We start from the raw sequence: 21406 nt of genomic DNA, 5'->3' as shown, positions 1-21406 counted from the left end.
TTGCCGGTTGATCATAAAGGGGCCTGCGTCTTACGCCTTGGCAGTCGCACCGCCTTTTCGATATGCCTTATCCGTGTATTTATACTCATAGCCATAGCCATAGCCGTATCCATAGCGTCCATTAACAAAACCCCTGGGTTTGACAGCATTGAAGATGATGGCAGCATTGTTCAGTGATTGAATTTTATTGTCTGTTCGTAATCGTTGCACCAGACTCTTAGGCGTATAGGCGTGTCTCATCACAAGCAAGGAGATATCGGAGTATTCTGATAACAGATAAGCGTCCGAAACCAAATCGATGGGAGGGGTGTCTATGATCAAGTAATCAAAAGTCTCCTCCAAGTAAGCGAATAGGTATTCTAATTTGCCGTTGAGCAGTAGCTCAGTATGATCCCCAATATCGTTGCCGGCAGGCAAGATGCTGAGGTTGCCAAATTCGGTGTCCTTTATTATGTTTTCGAGCGGTGCGTCCGTGTTCAGGTACTCAATGATCCCTTCCTGCTTGTAGAGACCAAACTGTGAGGATGTGTTGGGGTTTCGAAGATCGAAATCAAGCAAAGCGACTTTCTTTCCAGAAGATGCAAGGCTCCAGGCCAGGTTAGAGCTGACGTAACTTTTCCCCTCACCCGGAATGCTGGATGTAACCAAAATCTTCTTCTTGGTGAAGGTGCGACCATACAAGCCTAGGGTCGCCCTCAACTGCCTGAATTGCTCGATAACGGTGGCCTCTGTTGGAATATGAAATGTGCCCGTTTCCTGTGGCTTGATATAAGTGAGTTCTGCTACAATAGGAGCGTTGGTGTATTCGCTAATTTCAGCCCTGAATAAAAGTTTGCTGTTAAGCAGTTCCTTGCCTGCCACAAACGCAATGCCGACGCCAAATGCCCCCATAATAGCCAAAAGGTAAATGTACATGGGCTGAGGGCTGATCGGATCGGACGAAGAGCCCGCCATGTCAATGACTTTGCTCTCTTCTACAGTAGGGGCGTAGGAAAGCACCGTTTCCTCACGCTTTTGCAGGAGAAAGTTATAGGCATTGTTTTTCACAGTTTGTTGCCTGTTAAGTTCCATCAGCTCCCTTTCCTTCTCTGGGATGGATTGCAAGACTGAATTATAGGTATTGTTGGTAGCGGTCAGGTTCGCTCGACTGGCCAGTAGGTTGGTTTTCTGGTTCCGGATATTTTCTAATATTCTGGGCCTGATGTTTTCGATCTCATTGATGACCGAGATGAGCACAGGATTATTCTGGGCAGTGGTGTGCTTTAGCTTTTGGTATTCAATCTCTGAATCATACAGGTTTTGCAGCAGGTGAGTGAGCGCCTGGTCGTTTATACCTAGCGTGGATGGAACAAAGCTCGCCGCATTATTTTTGGAAGTAACATAGGCTTCTACCTTGTCTAAAACAGCTAACTGAGTGGTGATCTCAGACACTTTACGGTCATTGTCCCTTACGTTCTCCAGGTATAGCCGCCCTTGTTCGCTTAGGTTTACGCCACCCTTTGTGGATCTGAACTCCACCACTTCGTTTTCCAAAGCGTTCAACTCATCCACTACGGATTTTATTCGCTCTTCCACAAACTCAAGCGTGTTTGCTGCTAGCCTGTTTCGCTCGCTGACAGCTATTTGCCTGTAGGCACTGATAATTTCATTTAGGATGTCTTCACCTCTTTGGGGTACAGAATCTTTCACGTTCATGTTAACAACAGAGGAGAATTTGCTGGAGGCTTGTATCCTTACTCTGGCTAACAGGCCATTTGCTACGGTAGTGGGATTTAGCAAGGAGAAAGACAGAGGGTAAACAGCCTCTCTCTCTTTGTTCGGGTTTGCAGAGAATCTTATCTTTCCATAGGGGGATGAAGTCCATTTGTCAAGCGGATAATCATCGGGACCTATAATGACGACCTTTCTGGTTTCATCATAGACGAAGCTTATTTTAGGAACATCTGTGATTTTATCCGGATTTTTGATTTCCACTATTACAGGTGAGGAAGTATACGCTGATACAGACTTAAACTTTCCTTCTTCATGGAGGGGAGCGTACAGTTTCAGTGCTTTGACTACATTGAGCATTAATGCCCGCGATTGCAGTACACTGATTTCGTTTTCTATGGTTTTATTTGCTGTGAAGGCATCGATCGATTCGGTTATCTTGGAACCACTTACTCCTTTTTCCTCATCCTTAATCATGAGCGAAGCAGTCACTTCGTATTGAGGAGTAGCATAATAGGTTAGGTAGGCCCATCCTCCCATCAAGGAGAGTAGCAGCAACACAATAAATAAGGGCCAGTAAGGCAAATATTTATGCATTATAGATGAAATAAAGCTGTCTTCAGAGCTAGTTGTATTATGACTCATAAGAATTGATGGAATGTTATAATCTATCTTGTTAACCGGTCAATTGCAATGACAATGACTGTCAACCCACTAAAAACAACGGGTAGCCATTGCCTGGCGGGACTTACACTTTGGATTTTGGTGTTATTAGGCTCGACATAAATGATGTCGTTTGATTTTAAGTAATAATAGGGCGAAGTGAATATCTCATCGGAGGTCAAATCAATTCGAACCAGCTTCTTTTTTCCTTCTTCCTCCCTGATCAGCAGGATGTTGTTACGGCTGGCGTAAATGGTTAAGTCGCCCGCCAAGCCCAGCGCTTCCAGCAATGTTACTTTCTCGCTGGGAATAGTCAGGACAGAAGGGCGTGCGACTTCGCCCAAAATTGAAACCTTGTAGTTCAGGTATCGCACATCCACAATGGGATCGATGAGTAGCTTTTTATTAACTAATTCACGCCTGACATGCTCCTGGAATTCTTTTTTTGTAAGGCCGGCAGCCTGTACCTTCCCTAAAAACGGCAGCTGAACAAAGCCGTCCTGATCGACCAGGTATCCAATCACCGGAGATACTGTACTGGTTGCGGCTGCATTAGAGATTCTGGAATTGCTGGGGTTGGATACATTGAAAAGTTCGGATGCAGACGGGTTCATGCTATTCACATAGATGCTCAATAAATCGTTGGTCTGAATTACCGGCTCCAAATTTTCTAAACTGCCCTTAATTTCGGTGCTTTGAATATTGTTGAAGTAGACAGCGTTTTTAGTACCTGTGCAAGAAAATAGTACAGCTTGGGAAATAACTAAAACAAGCATAAAGGCTACTGGTAAGGGTTTCATATTCATATAGACCAAGGGTAAGGGTTATGAATTAAGTATTCTATTAAGTTATCTTGTGCCTGATTGGAAAAATTAAACAAAATAGTGTTTGGTTACAATACGAGGGCTTGGTAGCCTAAGTTACTTTTAAAAGATTTTTTTGCACCTTTTTATCGATAAGTCTTAAATTGAATATAAATTCTAATGGATATTATATTAATTCTGACTAATATTTAATTTTATGATATAGTGATATGGGTATAGTTATTCCTGATGAGTAACTGCTTATTTGCAATCAGAAATGATAGGACGCAAAGGATTAGTGGGGCAATTGAAATGAAAAAAAGCCAGCCTAAGAAATGGGCGGGTAGACATTGTAAGCCAATTTATACCTGTGGGTGTTGGACAAGGCTACGTTATGAGAGGTATAATAAACAATTACTGCTTCCTTTTATAAGGATTAGATCTTATACATTAAAGTACCGTTGCTCCAGGCAATAACCTACAAGGCGCTCAATGGATGAAATGAAATTTTAATTGATGAATGTCAATTGATCTGCTTCTTCTTCAAAACTCTACCGGCTCTGTTAAATATCTCCTGTTGTTGCTCTGCCACAACCTTCCCATTTACGAGGATATAATCAAACCCTGTGGCTTCCTGATGGGGGTTTTCATAAGTAGCCTTCTCCTTAACCTTTTCGGGTCTGAAAAGAAGAAGATCTGCCTTGTGACCTACCTGAATAAGCCCACGGTCAGGCAGCCCGATCGTGCGGGCAGGCAGACCAGTCATCTTGTGTATGGCTTCTTCAAACGAGATTAAGCTTTTTCCCATCACATAGGTCTCGATTATTCGGGCGAAGGTACCATAGCTTCTGGGGTGGCGCATGGTGGGGCTGCCATCTGTACAAACCATCACATGGTCGTTCTTCAAAAAAGTCTCCTGTAGGGCCTCATCCATAATAAAATAGGCACCATCAGCACCATAAGGCCCGATATCTTCCATGAGGGCTAGTTCAAATGGTTTGTTCAGGTCCTTTGCCACCTGCCCGAGTGTTTTGCCTTTATGGGGGCCAGAACCTATGAGAGTCGCCTCAGGACCGTTTCGCTGGATGATTTTATTTTTGAGGAAGGTGGCTAGCTCAGCTCGTCTGGATTTTAATACCTCTTGGTAATCGTATGGTTTTTTGGCCCAGTCCGGAAACAGGATGGCTATACCTGTGTAGCTGGCGGTGTACGGATAAATGTCTGCTGTTACCTCTATACCTTGCGTTCTGGCGCTGTCGAGCAAGGCGAGTATCTCCTTCGCCCGGTTTTCTCCTTTGCCATAAACCACTTTGAGGTGAGAGATATGCACGGGGCAGTATTTGCCCTGCGCAAGCAGTTCCCGAATGGATTGTTCTACTTTATTATCATCCTCGTTTCGCATATGGCTCATGATCAGCCCACCCTTGGAGCCTACGATTTTAGCCAACCTGTTCAGCTCGGCACTGTCTGAATAGTAGCCGGGGTTATACTCCAGGCCGGTGGTCATGCCGAAGCAGCCAGCCTCCAGAGCGTTGGTCAGCAGTTTTTCCATGGTCGCCATACCTTGTTCCGATGGAATGGAATCGTAGCGTATACCTGACTGCATGCGAAGGGTGTTGTGGCCGACAAAAATGGCAATGTTCACTGCCGGTCTTTTTTCCGATACCTCTGCCATCCATCCCTTAAGGTCTTCTCGCTCCGGGCTAAAGCCATCTTGGCCAAGGCTGATCGTGGTCACCCCCATCGATAGGAAATTGCGGAACTCCGGCGTTTCCAACGGATCGCCGTGCGCGTGTGTATCTATAAAGCCTGGAGTCAGGTATAGGCCTTTAGCATCGATCGTTCTCTTGGCAGAATAGGTCGCCGAGGTGTCCCGGTTGATCACAGCGATCGAGTCCCCTAGAAGCAACACATTGGCCACAAACGAAGATTTACCTGTCCCATCCACAACCGAGGCTCCCCTGATCAGCAGGTTATACGTTATACTATGCTGTGCTACGCGTTGGCATGCACTCCCGGCTATAAGCATTAAGCCCAACGTCAAGGTGTATGATACAGATCTCCAAGATATCTCCATATTTAAAGATAATTTATTCTTCCGTGAAAGCAATATTGCTGCATTTTTAATTAGAACTTTCTGACCATATGTTTCGGTTTGTGAATTTTTTTAAGGGTATGTATAAAAAATTTAAATCTGTGTCTGGTTTTATTTAATTTACTTTAAATCAATTAGTTAAACTTGATTAATTAATTGAGGGCTAATAAAATGAGTCTATTAAAAGCGCTTTTAATGACGCTCCAGGATTGTACTGGCACGCATATTGTAAATACTCCACCAGAAAGAGTTTAATGTTTCTTCCTAAAATTGAAAGTTATGAAAAAGGTAAGCTTTATAATGGGCCTGGCACTGATGGTTTCAGTTGCTGCAGGCGGATCGGCTGAGGCGCAGGAGAAAAGAACTGGCTGGAGCCCACAAGCAAAAGGCGCTGTAATTGGTGCTGGTACTGGTGCCGCTGCAGGTGCTATTATTCATAAGCGCAACCGAGTAGTGGGTGGCGTTGTTGGTGGCGTTGCCGGTGGCGCAGTTGGTTATGGCATTGGTAAGCACATAGATAATAAGCAAAAGGAACGTGAGGCCGAGGCAGCACGCGTAGCCGCAGCCCAGAGAGCAGCCGCTAACAGGGCAGCAGCGAATAGAGCGGCAGTAGCCAAGAAGTCAACTCCTTCGGCTAAGCCTGCGGCTGCACGTCAGACCGGTGTACTGGCTGCAACCCAGGCAGAGGAAACGGCTGCCAATTCATTGGCTATGATGTATGCATCGAATAATGGACCAAATCCTCAGTTGGTATATGCATCGTACTTGCCTAACCTGGACTACGGTGATAGCACAAAACCTTACCATACCTCTGAGTATAGAAGAAAGAGCTGGTAAGCGTCAATCAAGGGATCTCTTCTCCACCTATATAGGTGGGGAGGAGCACCATCCCTTAGAAAATATCGTACGCTGTCAGGTATAAACAACTAAAATCAGAAATCATGAAAACGATACTTTATACATTGTTCGCAGTATTCTTTCTGGCTTCCTGCTCGGATCCTAAGCAATCGGTAGACATTAAGGAGTTAAATAACGAGTTTATAAGCGCCTGGAATGCCCGAGATGAAAGCAAGGTCACAGGTATGTTGGCTGATGATGTTCATTTCCTGCAAGGGGAGGTGGTATACAGAGGAAAAGCGGAAGTGTCAGACAAGTGGGTGAGAGAAACCATGGGTACTATTGCGGATTTAAAGACTTATGCCGTAAGCACCGGTACTGATAATAGCATAGCCTATGAAGCCGGTACCTTCTCGGTGGATGTACTGCCAGGAAGCCCGAACGAGCCGCGTGGCCTAGGTGAAGGTAATTATATGCTCCTTTGGAAAAAAGGGGAGGATGGTAACTGGAAACTCAGTTACGCTCAGCTGGAAGGACATCCGGTAGTAGCCCGAAACTAATGCTATAATAATTTTATATAAACGCAAAAGAGGCTGCCTGTTATGGGCAGCCTCTTTTGCGTTTATATAAAATTAGGTTTTAATGGAAGAACAGATAGGCTATGAATATCGCTGCAATAGCGCCTGCCAAATCGGCCAACAGACCGCAGGTGAGGGCATACCTCGAACGTTTTATACCTACAGAACCGAAGTATACGGCCAGGATATAAAAGGTCGTCTCGGTTGAACCCTGGAAAGCCGAGGCCATACGTCCGACAAATGAGTCCACGCCGTAGGTGTTCATGGCCTCTACCATCAAGCCGCGTGCGCCGCTGCCGCTCAAAGGCTTCATAAAGGCAACCGGCAGTGCGGGTACGAAATCTGTGTTCACGCCTGTGAGCGCAATAAGGTAACCTATGCTGTCTACGATCATATCCAACGCTCCGGAAGTGCGGAAAACCCCAATAGCTACCAGAATGGCTACCAGGTAAGGTATGATGGTGATGGCAACCGAAAAACCCTCTTTGGCTCCTTCAATGAAAGCTTCGTACACATTCACCTTTCTGACAAGCGCAAGCCCCACAAAGGACACAATAATCGAAAAGAGAATGACATTACTGGCCACCTGCGAAATGACACTGACTTCTTCCTGGGTGATGGTGCTGAAGTAGTAGATAAGTCCGACTATCAGTAATAGGAGTGTACCAATATATGCTAGTATAACCGGGTTGAACAAGTTGATGCGTTGGTATAGCGCGACCGCAATCAGGCCTACCATCGTCGAAAAGAAGGTAGCCAGCAGGATAGGTATAAATATATCAGAAGGATCGGCTGCACCCAATTGTGCCCGAAACACCATGATGCTGACAGGTATGATCGTCAGGCCGGAGGTGTTGAGCACCAAGAACATGATCTGGGCATTGGACGCCCGTTCTTTGATCGGGTTGAGTTCCTGCATTTCCTTCATGGCTTTGAGGCCGAGCGGGGTGGCGGCATTGTCCAGTCCCAGCATGTTAGCAGAGAAGTTCATCAGAATAGAACCAAATACCGGGTGGTTTTTCGGAATCTCCGGAAAGAGTCTGTTAAAAAACGGGGCCACCAGCCTGGAGAAAATTGCGATGATGCCGCCGCGTTCACCTACCTTCATCAAACCCAGCCATAAGGTCATCACCCCAGTCAGGCCAAGGGAGATTTCGAAGCCAAGCTTGGCGTTATCGAAGGTGCTGGTCACTAGCTTTTGAAAGATCTCGACATCGCGGAACACGATGAGCTGAAACAAAGCAATGAAAAAGGCGATCAGGAAAAAGGCCGCCCACAGATAATTTAATACCATGAAGTAAAGGTTGGTCAGGAATCAGTCTGTAAGATACAAACTGATTCCAAAAACCAGGTTCTTATAAAGTAGAAATTTAATATAGGCAGGATTAATGCAGGAGCCCGTGGAAAAGTGCCGGTTTTTTACCCTGCAAATCATACAAGAAACCATTCAGGATGGCATACTTTGCTTTGCCCTCTAAATCCTGCAAGATGAAATTGGCGCCATTGTCCAGTCTGAGTTGATGGTCAACCAAACTTTCCAAACCAGTCACGTTGAGTGGTAGCGAGGTGGGGTCAGGCAGCACTCCTGGCAGGGATGCCACCCGAACAGTCGTATAGCCATTAGATAATAATTTTTCAGAAAGCTCGGGCGTAAGTTCCTGGAGGCTGTCAAGTACCGTCCCGTATACCTTGCCAGGTATAAGTATGAGGCCTTCGGCATCCAATTGCTCATACCCGTGAAAAACACTCATGTCGCCGAGCTCTTCCACCACACTGCTGTGATAAAAGCCAATCGGGTTTGGTGACTCTACCTCCAGTCTGTTAATGCCGATGTCTAGCAGCGTGTCCTGGCCATTTTCCTGATAGCACACATTTCGCACCACCAGGTCGAACAGGTTGCGCTGGTTTTCAGGTATACGGTGGTACTGCTCGAGTTCATAAGCAGTATAGGCCTTGTTGCCAATCAGGTGCAGGGCTGATATGATAGAGGTGAAATTCAGCTGACGTATATGCTGCTTCTCCTGGTCGTTATGTTGCCCACCGGACTCTACCAAGATCACGCTGGTTCCCCATTTCTGGATGTTATCACCAAAAGCGCGGGGCTCATGCTCATCCGAAAACTTGGCCACCTGACCGGGTATAAATGACTGCAACGCTTCATGCATGCCTGCAATGGTGCGCATGGCCCTGTCACGAACCTCGTTCACGGTCCGGGCGTGGTCATAGGCCGGGGCCAGGAAAGAGATGGTGGCCGGCCGGGAGGTATAGCCAGCGGTATAGTAACGGCTCTGGTCATGCAGATTAAAGCCGAACGCAGGCTCCAGTGTGTCGCGCAGATGCTTCAGTAGCACAGCTTCCGGGCTTTGCAGTCGCAGGGCATCCCGATTCAGGTCTATACCCAAGGCGTTGCGGCGAGTATACATTTCGGCTCCATCCGGATTTAGCATGGGAACGAAGTACAGGGTGGTGTTTTCCAGAATCTGGTTCCGAACAGCATCCAGCTCATCGGATTGGCGCAGAAAATTGAAAAGATCGAACAGGGCCATCGTAGCGGTGGGTTCATCCCCATGCATTTGCGACCAAAGCATGACTTTTGTTTTGCCTGTACCTGCTTTCACCAGGTAGATATCACGCCCTTCCGCTGACTTGCCCACCACATCCACTTCAAACAGGGTGTGCTCGCGGAGCTGCTCCAGCAGGGGCACAATATGGCGGTGCCTGAATCGACGGTGCTGCAAAGCCGGCTCTTTATAGATATTGTGCCGGGTATATACCTGCTCGGCTACTTGCTTGATGGATGGGTTGGCTTCGCTATAGGAAATGGATGTGCTCATGTCTGCTGCGTCTGATTTCTTGTATTGACCGGCTGCAATAGTCTGAACCGATCGTCATGCTAAAGGTACTAAATCCAGTAAAAAGAATTGCCTCCCGCTTCAGGGCTATACCTGTAGGGGGAGGCAATTCGAGTATAACTGTGTCGCTATACCTGAAGTTATACTGCGGCTTAGTTACCTGGCCATGCATTCCAAGGAATACGGATCAGGATGAGTGCCAATGCCAGACCGTAGAATATGAGGATGCTGTTGAAACGTTTTTTGTTGTCCTGCAGGCGCTTTGCACGGGCATAACCCACCGTGATCAGTACAACGGCGATAATCATGGTTAGTGGGTGCTCCAGGATGTAAAGTCTTGAAATAGAGTCTTTCATGGCAGCGCCGGAAACATTGGCCATACCTAGCGGAGAAACAAAGTACAGAATTACACCGATTACCCATTGCAGGTGTGCCGGAATCAGGCCGAGAAGGCTCATTTTTCTGTTTTTTTCCGTGAAAGGCTTGTTGCCGGACATGCCGCTCAGTGCGCCTACCAGGCTGATCAACAGACCTAAAAGCACCAGATAGGTCATGTAAGAGTGTAAATGCTGTAGTCCTGTGTACATTTCTGTGATAAGGGTTAGTGTCAGCTGTAAAGATATAAATTAATAAATCAAAATAGCTGAATATAGGCGGTTTTAGACGATCAGGTAGGGATAGGCACGACAAAACCCCGTCCCAGACTGGTACGGGGTTTTGTTTATCATCCTTCACAAGGACTTATCGGTCGTTTGCTTTTTCCTTTTTCTCAGGTACAGTCCAGAGATAAATTGTAGAGCCATCAATCACCATGGTTTCGTCGGGTTCCCAATCGCCCATATCAAAGGCATGGGAAACGATGCGGGTGCCTGGCTTGAGCTGTTCTAAAAGCATGGGACGCAGTTTCATGTTAATTGTCGGCAGCAGGTATAGCGTTACCACGGATGCCGGCCTGTAGTCCACCTCAAACAGATTGCCCTCCACAAACCTTACTTTGTCAGTCACCTTGGCTTCCTTGGCGTTGGCGTTCGCTTCTGCAATGCGCTCTGGATTTATGTCGAATCCGGTCGCGTTGGCTCCGTATTGCTTGGCCGCTGTAATCACAATGCGTCCGTCTCCACAGCCCAGGTCATATAAAACATCCTTTTCGGTTACGTTGGCCAGTTTGAGCATGGCGTCTACCACCGGCTGCGGCGTAGGGACGTAGGGTACATCCAGTCTGGGGGCTGTGGTGGTCTGGGCCAATGCGAAAGTAGCGCAAAGCGCCATCAACAAGGTGCTAAGTGAATGTCTTATTGTTCTCATCTTCTTTCCTTTTGGTTAAAAATAAGTTGAAGTTAGTTGTGAGTTCACTGGTGCGGGGGCATTTGTGGCGATCGCCTGTCAGTCTCCGGTTTGTGTGGTTCTGGCAGGTATAGGCGGGCGAGCCTGGTTGAAAAGGGCGGTCATATTTTTACGGATCGGGCTAATTTTAAGTTAAAACCGCTGTGACTTTATTGAAGCGGCTTTGCATTAGGGTTCAGGTGCCGCTCTATGGCGGGCAAAGCCAGCAACAGGACTGCACCCACTGCCAGCACACCGACGCCCACAATCGCGCCCAGGCCGGTATACACCAGGCTGGAGTAGAGGAGGTAAGCACTGGTCAGGCAAAAGACCAAGGGCGTCAGCGGATAGAGGGGCACCCGAAACGGACGGTTGAGCCGGGGCTCTTTTCGCCTCAGCACGAACAGCGCTATACCTACCATCATCAGGAAAAACCAAAAGACGGGGGCTGTATACTCGACCATGGTCTCAAAACCGTTACGGGTAAAAAGTGCCAGCCCAATAAGTGACAGGGAGATGACGCCCTGCACCAGGAAGGCATTGACCGGTGACGATGTGCGCATGTTCCATTTGCCCAGGTAACTGAACACCGGAAAATCCCTGCCCAGTGCATAGTTGGTTCTTGCGCCGGTGAATATAGTGGCATTGGCAGAGGTGAGGGCTGCTACCATCACAATCAGGCTAATCAGCATTAGCCCGGACTCTCCGAATGTCACCCGCATCAGGTCCCCGGCCACAGCATCCGAAGTTGATAGGCCATTCAGCCCCAATGCGTTAAGGTAGGCAAGGTTGATGAGCAAGTAGATGAGTGTGATAATGATAATACTGGCAATCAGGGCGATGGCCATACCCCGACGCCCTGTTCGCATTTCAGCAGAGATATAGGCTGCCTCGTTCCATCCCCCGAAAGTGAGCAACACAAATACCATGGCCAGCCCCAATGAGTTAGAAGTGTTCGAAAGGGCAGGCGTAGTGCTTATCGAATTTTCAGGCGCAAAAAAGAAACCGGCCCCCAGCACAATCATTATACCGAACACTTCCAGCAATAGGAGCAGTTTCTGTATGCCAGTCCCGAATTTCACTCCCACAATGTTGATGATTGTGAGTGAGACAACAACGAAGGCCGCGTATGCTGCCGACGAAAATTCTCCTAAGGTATAGATTCGGGTCATGTAATCGCCGATGATAAAGGAAAGGAGCGCGATAGAACCCGTCTGTATCACGCTCATGCGGGCCCAGGCAAAGAGGAAGGCCAGTTTTTTTCCGAACGCTTTGGTCAGGAAATGGTAATCGCCGCCGGCATTCGGAAATGTGGTGGTCAGCTCGGCATAGCAAAGCGCCCCGATCAACGAGACAAATCCACCCAGCACCCAGGTGGTCAGGAACATGGTGGTGGAATCGACATTGGCGGCCACCACTGAGGGGATCCGGAAAATTCCGGCGCCAACCACTACCCCTACGATCACGGCGATGGCGTCGAACAAACTAAGGGCAGGTTTAGGCTCCGCTCTGGTTTCATGGCCTGTACTAGTGCTCTTTACGCCTTCCTGCTCTGTGTACAAGGTTCCAAATCCCTGGTTCAATTCATCCATGATCTCAAAATTGAAGGTGAAGCCAGGCAAAGTGGGTACGGCCTGAAAGAATTTGTACGTTCAGTGTCAACTATTTAGCGAAATAAATTAGTTAAAAGTGCTCGTTACATGCGATCTGTTTTCCTTCTGATCGTAATTATCCTGTTGCTAATTCGTCGCCCAGGCCTGAAACTTAATTTATACTGATGATTGATACATCCCGATTGCATATAGGCACCTCTGGTTGGAGTTACCGCTGGCAGGAGGTGCTATACCCACCCGAACTGAAGTCGGCAGACTTCCTCGGCCACTATGCTACCCGCTTCAACGCCACTGAGATCAACAGCAGCTTCTATCACTTCACGATGGCTAAAACCATTGAAAAGTGGCTCTCGCAGACGCCAACGCATTTTAAGTTCGCACCGAAGCTTCACCAGGAGATCACGCACAAACGGAAATTCCAGGAAATAGAGGAACCACTGCAGAAATTCATGTCCAGGTACCTGCTGATGGGGGAGCGACTCGGCCCCGTATTGGTGCAGATAGCGGCAAGCTTTCGGTTCGATCGGCTCATCGCCGCGGATTTCTTCCAAACCCTGCGGAGGCTATACCCTGCCCAGGTTTTTGCGCTGGAAGCCAGGCATGTTTCCTGGTTTTCGGACGATGCCTTGGACTTGCTCCGGGAATATGACATCACCACCGTAATTGCCAGTGCCGGCAAGCGCTTTCCGGGTACAGAAGTTACCACGACTGACACCGCCTACCTGCGCTTGCATGGCGACGAAAAGATGTATTCGTCGGCTTACTCAGACGAGAAGCTGGAGCGCTACGCCTATATGGTGAAAGACTGGCTGGAAGACGGCAAAGAAGTATGGGTGTTCTTCAACAACACCATCGTGGGCAACGCCGTGACAGATGCGGACAAACTACGCCACTTGGTCAGCAACCTGTGACGGCGCAAGTACAGACAAATCCGGCTCAAACTACTGTTTGAACATCCAAATATCACTATCTTTGACTAGTGAAGTTGGAGTCCTGAAATCGAAAATTTATGAGCCAGAAAAATTCACTGTTCTATAGCATCCTGACAGCCCGATGCCCCCGGTGCCGTGAAGGGGACATGTTCCCGAAAAATACGTGGTATACGACCCGGTTTGCCGAAATGCACAAAAGCTGCCCCTGCTGCGGACAACCCTACGAGCCGGAACCGGGGTTTTACTATGGTGCCATGTATGTGAGCTTCGGATTCAATGTCGCCATTTTTTTAACGGCCCTGTTCATCCTGTACCAGTTTGTGGAAGAACTGACGATGGCCATGATGATAGGGGTGGTGGCTGCGGTTGTTATCTTTCTCTTGCCCTTTATTTTCAGGTACTCCCGGGTGATCTGGATTAACTTTTTTGTAAGGTACGAAGGGCCTTGCAGCGACATACCGAAGAAGTCGCACGACTAAGGTATAACTCTCCTCCAATTCTACAATTGATGAAGATGGGGCAGGAGGCCTTCAAGTTTTGTTTGAAGCCTAATCCCGATGTTACCAAACCATTCATAAAGTCAGTGCGTTATCTAGCTATACCTGACGGGCGCTTAGCCAGGCCTGTTGCTGACTCAAAGCTCCCATTTAAGAGGCAAGCTATATGAAACAAGCTGTCTTTGCTACTGTAATCGCACTCCTTTCCGCCATACTCGCTATTGCAGGATACAGGTATGTGGATAGCAGAGCGGGCAACGATGTTTCCGGTAGTTTTTTTTCCGGGGCTATACCTGCCAAAGCCACAGTTAACTCCTCAGCGGGAAATCCCGATTTCGTGCAGGCTGCCGCCAGCGTTACGCCTGCCGTCGTGCACGTCAAAACTACTTACGGAGGTACTGCTCCGGCCAGCCGCAATCCCATCTTCGAGCTTTTCGGATTACCACAAGAGTACAGACCGGCCCGTGGCGCTGGGTCTGGGGTGCTTATTTCACCGGACGGCTTCATTGTAACCAACAATCATGTAATCGAAAACACGACAGGTATAGAAGTGGTACTGCCGGACAAGCGGAGCTACGAGGCCAGACTGATCGGCCGCGACCCCAGCACCGACCTGGCCTTGCTCAAAGTGGAGGGAAGTCAACTGCCCATCGTGCCGCTCGGGGATTCAGACAGTGTACAGGTAGGAGAGTGGGTGCTGGCAGTTGGCTACCCATTGTCCCTTAATTCTACGGTAACGGCAGGTATAGTCAGTGCCAAAGGTAGGAGCATCGGTATACTCAATCGCCCGGGGCAAGGTGGCTATGCTGATCCGGCGCAGGTAGCCAACACAGCCATTGAATCCTTCATCCAGACCGACGCGGCCATTAACCCAGGCAACAGCGGCGGTGCGCTTGTCAACACTTCCGGACATCTAATCGGCATAAACACCGCTATCGCTTCCCAAACAGGCAGCTATGCCGGGTATGGCTTCGCTATACCTGTTAACCTGATGCAAAAGGTGGTAAGCGATATCCGGAAATATGGCGAAGTGAAACGGGGGTATCTGGGCGTGACTTTCCCGGTTCCGGCAGTGGAAGACCAGATCATGAGGTCCCGCGGAATTGATCCGGCCGAGGTGCAGGGGGTTTACATCATGGGGGTTCAGCCAGAGAGTGGGGCAGCGGCAGCCGGCTTGCAAGAGGGCGACATCATCCAGGGGATTGATGGCGTGGGGGTGGGGTCATCTGCAGAGCTTTCGGAGCGAATAGCCCGCCACTACCCCGGCGACAAAGTCGAGCTGACCTACCTGCGCAACGGCAAGCAGCGCCGCGTGCGTGTGGAGCTAAAAGGCAGCACCGGGGAAAGCGAAAGCGAGATCGCCGGAAAAGAGCTTGAGGTCAGGTTAGGGGCCTCGTTTGCTCCACTGCCCGATCGCTTAAAAAAGCGCTATGATTTGAGCGGAGGTGTACAGGTGGCGACAGTACGACCCGGCGGCTTTTTTGACTCAGCCGGTATACCTGAGGGCACCGTGATCACCCGGGTAAATGGTCGGTTGGTGAACAATCTAGCCGATATCAGCAAAGCATTGGCTGCTTCCAGAAGCGGAATGGTCCGGCTGGATGGCATTACACCCGACGGAACAGCATTCGTTTTCAACTTCCCGCTGGGAGCTTAATTGATTAACTTGCTCTCCTGATTTTTCACCTTTTCTATTTACCAGGCTATTCCGTAATCCTCGCCGTGGTTGCTGGAGCCACCCCAAAAACTACCGTGCTTCCAGTCGAAGAAGATGGCGTTGATAGGGCCGCTGGTACGATCACCAAAACTCAAGGTATAGCCCATCTTCTTCAGCTCGTTTCGAACGGAGTCGGGTGTGCTGGAGTTTAACAAGATATGACCGGGCTTCGGCTTGCGGTCATCCGTTTTCATGCCGCCCAGCGAGAGCCAGAGTTGGTTTGTATTTATGTTGGCTGCCTCGGCTGCCTGCTGCACGTTCATGCCAAACTCCACCACATTCAGGAAGAACTGCAACAGGTTCTGGTCTTGCGTGTCGCCGCCCTGCACAGCAAAGGAAAGAAAGGGTTTACCATCCTTCAAAGCCATAGACGGCGTTAACGTGACTCTGGGTCGCTTGCCCGGCGCCACTACATTGAAAGGGTTTAGCTTGGCATCCAACACAAAACTCTGCATGCGCTGGCTCATTCCTATACCTGTGTTCCCGGCAATGCAGGCTGGCACCCAGCCCCCGCTCGGCGTAATTGATACTACCCAGCCTTCTTTGTCAGCCGCCTCTACCGTGGTGGTGCCTAGCCAGAGTCTTTCCTGGTATTCGTTCATGGAGGAACCGTTCCGGATGTCGTGGGAAGGGGCGAAGTTGCGCTTGGATGTATCCATTTCGTATCCTCTTTCCTTGAGCAGTTTCAGGTAGGGGTTCTTCCTTCCCTCAAAGGGGTAAGGGTCTCCGGGACCAATGCTAGGATTGTTCTTATCGTACTGTATTAGCTTTGCCCGTTCTTTTGCATAAGCCTTACTTAGCAGTCCTTTCATGGGTTCCTGAGGAGCGAAATACGGGTCTCCGTAATAAAAGTCCCGGTCAGCGAACGAGAGGTTCATGGCTTGGTAGAGCGTATGGATGTATTTAGTGCTGTTATACCCTATACCCTTCAGATCGAAATTTTCGAGGACATTGAGTGCCTGCAGCATCACGGGGCCTTGCGTCCACTGTTGCATCTTATACACGTCAACTCCTTTGTAGTTCACCATCAGGGGCTCTTCCTCAATCGGTTTCCACTTGGCCAGGTCCTGCATCGTGATCAGGCCGCCCTGCTCTTTAGACCCACGGACAAATTCCTCGGCAATATCCCCTTTGTAAAAGCGATCGTAAGCCGCCATGATGGCATCCTTGCGATTTTTTCCTTTTTTGAGGGCCTCCCGTTCTGCCTCCACCATTTTGGTCAAGGTCTGCAGCAGGTCTTTCTGGACGAAGATTTCTCCTGGCTCCGGTGCCTCCCGGTCTTCGCCTGGATGGGTTAGAAAAACCTTCCGGCTGTAAGGCCATTGCTTTATATGTTCTTTATTTTTCTCAATGCTGTTGGCTGTTTGCGCTTCCATAGGATAGCCAGCCGCCATTTCGATTGCGGGGGCCAGTACCTGTTCCAGGCTCAGGGTCCCGTAATTTGCCAGCATATATAGGAGTCCGCCGGGTGTGCCCGGCGTAGTGGCGGCCAAGGGGCCATATTCCGGGGGGAAGTTGTACCCTTTACCCTTGAAGAACTCCGGTGTGGCGCCTGTAGGGGCTACGCCCATGGCATTGATGGCGATCACTTTCTTGGTCTTTGGATTATAAATTAGGGCCTGCGTTTCCCCGCCCCAACTCAACACATCCCACATGGTGCAGGTAGCCGCGAGCATCGCACAGGCTGCATCCACGGCATTGCCCCCTTTCTGAAAAGTCATAGCGCCGGCTGTAGCCGCCAGTGGCTTACCGGTAATGGCCATCCAGTTCTTGCCATGCAATACTGGTTTCTGAGTTTGCTGAGCTGTGGCCGATAGGGTGGTGGCGAGCAGAAAGAAAATCGCAACTAAGTGTTTCATGACAATCCTGAATTCGTGTACCTAAATATAAGCAGAAGATAAGCTAAAGTTTTAAAGTAAGCAGATTTAGTTTTTATACCTGCAGCCATGTCAAGACACCAGGTTGTGCCTTGCTTTGTTCGGGCGCTTAGAGAGGTGCCACGGCATGGGGAGGCGGCTAGGTATGAGCAGGAATGCAAAAGGAATCTTTTTTTCTGTGGGTTATCCTTAGAAACTCCGAAAGTTGACTTATATTTAAAGCTCATTTTTGGCGTTGGTATCCGGTATGGTCCTTTTTAATTTACATTTAGCCCGCTTTATCGCAGCATGCATTTTCTGCATTTCCCTGTTTTCATGTTCGAGCATGTGGGAGGAGCCACTGATTGTGGAAGAAGACTGTTTGCAGCACATTGAAGTGCCCCCTACCTTTACTCCGGTTAGCGCCGGCAAACTTGGTGGTCAGGTCGATTCCATTTTCAGGCATCTGCACAAGCGAAAGGGCTTTAACGGGACAGTGCTGGTGACCAAGTATGACCAGATCGTTTACAAAGGAGCTTTCGGCTATGCGGATTTCCGAAGCAAGGATACGCTTACAACGCAATCCATCTTCCAGTTGGCGTCCGTATCCAAGCAGTTTACAGCAGTGGCTATTATGATGCTGAAGGAGCAGGGCAAGCTGCAGTACGATGACAGCCTACAGGTATACTTTCCTGATTTCCCATACAAAGGCATAACGATCCGGCAATTGCTGACGCACCGCTCCGGCTTGCCCAACTATACCTATTTCAGTGATGAGTTCTGGCCCGACCGTAAAGTGAATCTCAGCAACGACGATGTACTGAACATGATGGTCGCGCACAGGCCCAATATGTATTACCAGCCCAACCGTACGTTCAGCTACAGTAACACAGGGTATGCCTTGTTAGCTTCTGTTGTAGAGAAAACCTCAGGTATGTCTTTCGCGGAATATCTGAAGACGCAAATTTTCGAGCCCTTGAAAATGACGAACACATATTTGTTCAGCAACGAATTAGTCGAGCAGACCGCAAAAGTAGTGTCCGGGCATATCGGAGGTCGCCGCAAACGCCTGCCAGACTATCAGGACAGTGTGCTGGGCGATAAAGGCATATACTCTACGGTAGAAGACCTGTATAAATGGGATCAGGCACTCTATACCCAAAAGCTAGTAAAACGCGAAACGCTGGAAGAGGCGTTTCTGCCTACCGGAAAGCTAAACCAGAAAACGGAGTCCTATGGCTTTGGCTTTCGACTGAAACAAGTCGAGAGCGGGGACACCGTCATCTACCATGGTGGCCTGTGGCACGGATTCAATACCTATTTCCTGCGAAACCCAAAAGATCATAGCACGATCATCGTTTTGAGCAACCTCACCAACGGCAGCCTGAACTACATGAAAGACGTGCGAAACTTTTTATATCCCGCGCAGTCTGGGGCAAGAGCCAGGAAACAACAGAAACTGGCAAGCGCCCGCTAGGCTGTCACCGATTGCCTGTTAATGTTTTGCGAATGTTTACTCAGAGCTGTCAAGTCAGTTCTCGGCTTCCTACTCCAAAGGGATGCGACCGGCATTTTCGGCCAGCCACTCGTCAAATGATTTAAGTTCCGGGTTCAGTTCTTTTGAGAAAGCGACATCCCGGACACTGTTGCAGAGTTGGTCGAAGTCCCGGTAGAACTGAAACATGTTGCCCAGGTCTTCTGCCCCCGGAAAGCCGAAGCCACGATATGTCTCCGGCGACACACTGTTGTAGTGAACCTCCTGCCCGAGCGCTTTGGAAAATGCCTTGGCCATCTCCTGTCCCGAAAGCTGCTCTCCGGCTATCCCGATCGTTTTGCCTACCAATTCTTCTCCTCTTTTGAAAATGCCGTAGGCGCACTTCCCGATATCCTCAGAGGCTATACCTGCCATTTTCTTGTCGCCGATAGGGAGTGTCAGGTATAGCTTGCCGTCCGGGCCTTTTTTAGGGCCCATCCCAAAGTGGATAAAGTTGTCCCAATAAAATGAGGCCCTCAGAAAGGTAGTGGGCACTCCCAACTCAGTGAAAAAATGGTCTGCCTCGCCTTTGGCGTCAAAATGTGGCACCTTGTACTTCCCCTGTAGGGTAGGCATTCGGTCGTCATCCAGTGGCACCCACTTTCGGGTGTCTTCCAGCGTCGACCAGATCGCATGTTTCAGACCAGCGGCCTGTGCCGCTTCTGCCATGCCTTTTGCCTCCTCGTACTCCTTTTCAGGTGAGAAATGTGCCCAGAAGAATGTGACAAAATACGCTCCATAGGCTCCGTCAAGTGCCTGCTTCATACTTTCCGGATCATCTATATCGGCTGTCACAACCGCAGCGCCTTGGGCAATGAGCGCCTTAGCTTTTTCTGAAAAAGGGTCTCTGGTCACGGCTCGGACACTAAATTCACTCGTACTGTCTTGTAGGATAGCGCGTGCAACTCCCCCTCCCTGGGCACCGGTTGCCCCAAATACAGTGATGATTTTTTTTGCAGACATAGCTTTATGACTTATACTTTACCTATAATAATTATAATTACGTGAGGGGTTAAATAGAGATCAATTAGAAGTGAAATGTGTTTAGAAAATGAGGCAATGGGAGTATGTTACGGGCAGGATGCAGGTATGGAAATAAAAAAGCAAAGGGAACTACCTATAACTTCGCTAAAGCTATTCTGCAGATGAGCCCGAACAACTTAACCTCTCAGGCGTTCTATTATACATGAACCGCCTAAGACAGACAATACTATACCTAATAATAGCAACGGGGACGCTGATGATCATAGTCTCCTTGCTGTCTCTTATTTACGATGTGCAGTTTTGGTTTATTAAAGCACTGGACTTCCCACGGGTACAGGTGCTGGTAGTGCTGCTTATTTGCCTTAGTCTCTTTGCTGTTCTAAATAAAAGGTGGACATTAATGCCTTACTTGTTTTTGGCTGGGCTTGTAGCATCCATTGTTTTACAGGCCCGTTTTATACTACCCTACACCCCTTTAGCTAACAAGGCAGTTGAGTCTGCGGATCCCTTGTCTATCAACCAGGAGAAAGCCTTTAGCCTGTTGATTGCAAACGTCTGGATTAAGAATAAGCGGGTAGAGGCTTTGTTAGATATTGTAAATGAATCGGACCCGGACGTGGTGCTGGTGCTGGAAACAAACAAGTGGTGGATAAATCAATTGGCCGTTCTTCAAAAACAGTTTCCTCACTCGGTTAAATACCCCCTGGACAATACCTACGGAATAGCCCTCTACTCCAAACTTCCTTTGGAGAACACAGAGATTAAGTTCCTCAACCAGGATAAAGTACCTTCCATACACACAACAGTAAAACTCCTGGATGGATCTTCTTTTATGCTGCATGCCGTGCATCCGGTGCCCCCGAAGCCAAGTGAGCACCCTGACAATGTAGGGGAGAAAGAAGTAGCACTTTTAAAAGTGGGGAAGATGGTAGCCCAAAGGGAACTTCCGACCGTAGTGGCAGGTGACTTAAACGATGTCGCATGGTCTAAGACATCCCGGTTATTTGGGACTAGTAGCAGGCTTGGGGATGTCCGGGTGGGGAGAGGGCTTTACAACTCCTTCGATGCCACATCTCTAATCTTCCGGTGGCCGCTGGATCACGTGTACGTTTCGCAAGAATTCAAAGTGCTTGAGTTGGATAGGAAATCAGCTTTCGGGTCAGATCACTTTCCGATTTTTGTGAAATTATACTTACATGAGTGACAGAAGGCTGTAGAGACCTGATGTTGTAGACAATGGCTACTTGAGATTTGTTTTAAACTTCCCCTAGGCTGTTGGTTGTGCCGAAGCAAGTCCGTCGCCAAATGCAAGAAGTAAATGTGTTGATCTACCACGCCGATAAGGGTATTTTTGACAGCTCGATGACAGCCCCGTAGAAGACCAAATAAAAAAACCTCCAACACAAAAGCGT

The 21406-nt window shown here is 48.7% G+C and carries 17 protein-coding genes; 7 read left to right on the top strand and 10 right to left on the bottom strand.

Annotated features, from left to right (window positions below; genetic code table 11):
• Positions 1–30: 30 nt before the first annotated feature.
• The 3 genes from H9Q13_RS11055 to H9Q13_RS11045 all read right to left on the bottom strand — a co-directional run bounded on the left by H9Q13_RS11055 (position 31) and on the right by H9Q13_RS11045 (position 5205).
• Positions 31–2307: a GumC family protein gene (locus H9Q13_RS11055; protein ID WP_224744230.1), complete on the bottom strand. Its 2277-nt coding sequence runs from the start codon at positions 2305–2307 to the stop codon at positions 31–33.
• Between the two features lie 71 nt (positions 2308–2378).
• A complete protein-coding gene (locus H9Q13_RS11050) occupies positions 2379–3179 on the bottom strand; it encodes a polysaccharide biosynthesis/export family protein (protein ID WP_191183856.1) in 801 nt (266 codons plus the stop codon).
• Positions 3180–3699: 520 nt separating this feature from the next.
• Positions 3700–5205: an N-acyl-D-amino-acid deacylase family protein gene (locus H9Q13_RS11045; RefSeq protein WP_224744229.1), complete on the bottom strand. Its 1506-nt coding sequence runs from the start codon at positions 5203–5205 to the stop codon at positions 3700–3702.
• Positions 5206–5550: 345 nt separating this feature from the next.
• On the opposite strand from H9Q13_RS11045, the gene H9Q13_RS11040 reads away from it, so the two are divergent.
• Entirely contained in the window at positions 5551–6108 is a 558-nt protein-coding gene (locus tag H9Q13_RS11040) for a glycine zipper domain-containing protein (RefSeq protein ID WP_191183854.1), read from the top strand.
• 104 nt (positions 6109–6212) lie between these two features.
• The gene (locus tag H9Q13_RS11035; RefSeq protein ID WP_191183853.1) at positions 6213–6668 is read left to right on the top strand and encodes a YybH family protein; all 456 of its coding nucleotides are present in this window, start codon (positions 6213–6215) and stop codon (positions 6666–6668) included.
• A gap of 79 nt (positions 6669–6747) precedes the next feature.
• Here H9Q13_RS11035 and H9Q13_RS11030 read toward each other — a convergent pair whose 3' ends face one another.
• From H9Q13_RS11030 to H9Q13_RS11010, 5 genes are all read right to left on the bottom strand, one after another.
• Positions 6748–7980, bottom strand: coding sequence for a nucleoside recognition domain-containing protein (locus H9Q13_RS11030; protein WP_191183852.1), 1233 nt, complete (start codon positions 7978–7980; stop codon positions 6748–6750).
• 91 nt (positions 7981–8071) lie between these two features.
• On the bottom strand, positions 8072–9520 hold the full coding sequence (locus H9Q13_RS11025) for a M14 family metallopeptidase (RefSeq protein ID WP_191183851.1): 1449 nt from the start codon (positions 9518–9520) through the stop codon (positions 8072–8074).
• A 170-nt stretch (positions 9521–9690) separates the two neighbouring features.
• Positions 9691–10125, bottom strand: coding sequence for a hypothetical protein (locus H9Q13_RS11020; RefSeq protein ID WP_191183850.1), 435 nt, complete (start codon positions 10123–10125; stop codon positions 9691–9693).
• Positions 10126–10279: 154 nt separating this feature from the next.
• On the bottom strand, positions 10280–10843 hold the full coding sequence (locus H9Q13_RS11015) for a class I SAM-dependent methyltransferase (protein WP_191183849.1): 564 nt from the start codon (positions 10841–10843) through the stop codon (positions 10280–10282).
• A 188-nt stretch (positions 10844–11031) separates the two neighbouring features.
• Complete coding sequence (locus tag H9Q13_RS11010; protein WP_191183952.1) at positions 11032–12453, bottom strand: APC family permease; 1422 nt, start codon at positions 12451–12453, stop codon at positions 11032–11034.
• Positions 12454–12638: 185 nt separating this feature from the next.
• Here H9Q13_RS11010 and H9Q13_RS11005 point away from each other — a divergent pair, with 185 nt between their 5' ends.
• The 3 genes from H9Q13_RS11005 (at position 12639) to H9Q13_RS10995 (ending at position 15560) form a co-directional block, all read left to right on the top strand.
• The gene (locus tag H9Q13_RS11005) at positions 12639–13385 is read left to right on the top strand and encodes a DUF72 domain-containing protein (protein ID WP_191183848.1); all 747 of its coding nucleotides are present in this window, start codon (positions 12639–12641) and stop codon (positions 13383–13385) included.
• 98 nt (positions 13386–13483) lie between these two features.
• On the top strand, positions 13484–13885 hold the full coding sequence (locus tag H9Q13_RS11000) for a DUF983 domain-containing protein (protein ID WP_191183847.1): 402 nt from the start codon (positions 13484–13486) through the stop codon (positions 13883–13885).
• Between the two features lie 184 nt (positions 13886–14069).
• A complete protein-coding gene (locus H9Q13_RS10995; RefSeq protein WP_191183846.1) occupies positions 14070–15560 on the top strand; it encodes a trypsin-like peptidase domain-containing protein in 1491 nt (496 codons plus the stop codon).
• Between the two features lie 38 nt (positions 15561–15598).
• On the opposite strand, the gene H9Q13_RS10990 is transcribed toward H9Q13_RS10995, so the two are convergent.
• Positions 15599–17479 (bottom strand): gamma-glutamyltransferase family protein, encoded by a 1881-nt coding sequence (locus tag H9Q13_RS10990; protein WP_191183845.1) that lies wholly within the window; start codon positions 17477–17479, stop codon positions 15599–15601.
• A gap of 343 nt (positions 17480–17822) precedes the next feature.
• Here H9Q13_RS10990 and H9Q13_RS10985 point away from each other — a divergent pair, with 343 nt between their 5' ends.
• Entirely contained in the window at positions 17823–18953 is a 1131-nt protein-coding gene (locus tag H9Q13_RS10985) for a serine hydrolase domain-containing protein (RefSeq protein ID WP_191183844.1), read from the top strand.
• Positions 18954–19022: 69 nt separating this feature from the next.
• Here the strand turns inward: H9Q13_RS10985 and H9Q13_RS10980 are convergent, their stop codons facing one another.
• Positions 19023–19973 (bottom strand): NmrA/HSCARG family protein, encoded by a 951-nt coding sequence (locus H9Q13_RS10980; RefSeq protein ID WP_191183843.1) that lies wholly within the window; start codon positions 19971–19973, stop codon positions 19023–19025.
• 277 nt (positions 19974–20250) lie between these two features.
• Here H9Q13_RS10980 and H9Q13_RS10975 point away from each other — a divergent pair, with 277 nt between their 5' ends.
• Entirely contained in the window at positions 20251–21198 is a 948-nt protein-coding gene (locus H9Q13_RS10975) for an endonuclease/exonuclease/phosphatase family protein (RefSeq protein ID WP_224744228.1), read from the top strand.
• Positions 21199–21406 lie beyond the last annotated feature (208 nt).

The sequence above is a fragment of the Pontibacter aquaedesilientis genome (assembly GCF_014773225.1).
Taxonomy (GTDB): domain Bacteria; phylum Bacteroidota; class Bacteroidia; order Cytophagales; family Hymenobacteraceae; genus Pontibacter; species Pontibacter aquaedesilientis.
Note: the sequence above shows the minus strand (reverse complement) of the source record. Positions and strands in the feature narration are given on the sequence as shown.

Coding starts and splice junctions, on each gene's coding strand:
- H9Q13_RS10980 (WP_191183843.1), bottom strand. CDS start 19,973: ATGTCTGCAAAAAAAATCATCACTGTATTTGGGGCAACCGGTGCCCAG.
- H9Q13_RS11000 (WP_191183847.1), top strand. CDS start 13,484: ATGAGCCAGAAAAATTCACTGTTCTATAGCATCCTGACAGCCCGATGC.
- H9Q13_RS11015 (WP_191183849.1), bottom strand. CDS start 10,843: ATGAGAACAATAAGACATTCACTTAGCACCTTGTTGATGGCGCTTTGC.
- H9Q13_RS11005 (WP_191183848.1), top strand. CDS start 12,639: ATGATTGATACATCCCGATTGCATATAGGCACCTCTGGTTGGAGTTAC.
- H9Q13_RS11010 (WP_191183952.1), bottom strand. CDS start 12,453: ATGGATGAATTGAACCAGGGATTTGGAACCTTGTACACAGAGCAGGAA.
- H9Q13_RS10975 (WP_224744228.1), top strand. CDS start 20,251: ATGATCATAGTCTCCTTGCTGTCTCTTATTTACGATGTGCAGTTTTGG.
- H9Q13_RS11045 (WP_224744229.1), bottom strand. CDS start 5,205: ATGCTTATAGCCGGGAGTGCATGCCAACGCGTAGCACAGCATAGTATA.
- H9Q13_RS10990 (WP_191183845.1), bottom strand. CDS start 17,479: ATGAAACACTTAGTTGCGATTTTCTTTCTGCTCGCCACCACCCTATCG.
- H9Q13_RS11040 (WP_191183854.1), top strand. CDS start 5,551: ATGAAAAAGGTAAGCTTTATAATGGGCCTGGCACTGATGGTTTCAGTT.
- H9Q13_RS10985 (WP_191183844.1), top strand. CDS start 17,823: ATGTGGGAGGAGCCACTGATTGTGGAAGAAGACTGTTTGCAGCACATT.
- H9Q13_RS11020 (WP_191183850.1), bottom strand. CDS start 10,125: ATGTACACAGGACTACAGCATTTACACTCTTACATGACCTATCTGGTG.
- H9Q13_RS11050 (WP_191183856.1), bottom strand. CDS start 3,179: ATGAATATGAAACCCTTACCAGTAGCCTTTATGCTTGTTTTAGTTATT.
- H9Q13_RS11035 (WP_191183853.1), top strand. CDS start 6,213: ATGAAAACGATACTTTATACATTGTTCGCAGTATTCTTTCTGGCTTCC.
- H9Q13_RS11030 (WP_191183852.1), bottom strand. CDS start 7,980: ATGGTATTAAATTATCTGTGGGCGGCCTTTTTCCTGATCGCCTTTTTC.
- H9Q13_RS10995 (WP_191183846.1), top strand. CDS start 14,070: ATGAAACAAGCTGTCTTTGCTACTGTAATCGCACTCCTTTCCGCCATA.
- H9Q13_RS11055 (WP_224744230.1), bottom strand. CDS start 2,307: ATGCATAAATATTTGCCTTACTGGCCCTTATTTATTGTGTTGCTGCTA.
- H9Q13_RS11025 (WP_191183851.1), bottom strand. CDS start 9,520: ATGAGCACATCCATTTCCTATAGCGAAGCCAACCCATCCATCAAGCAA.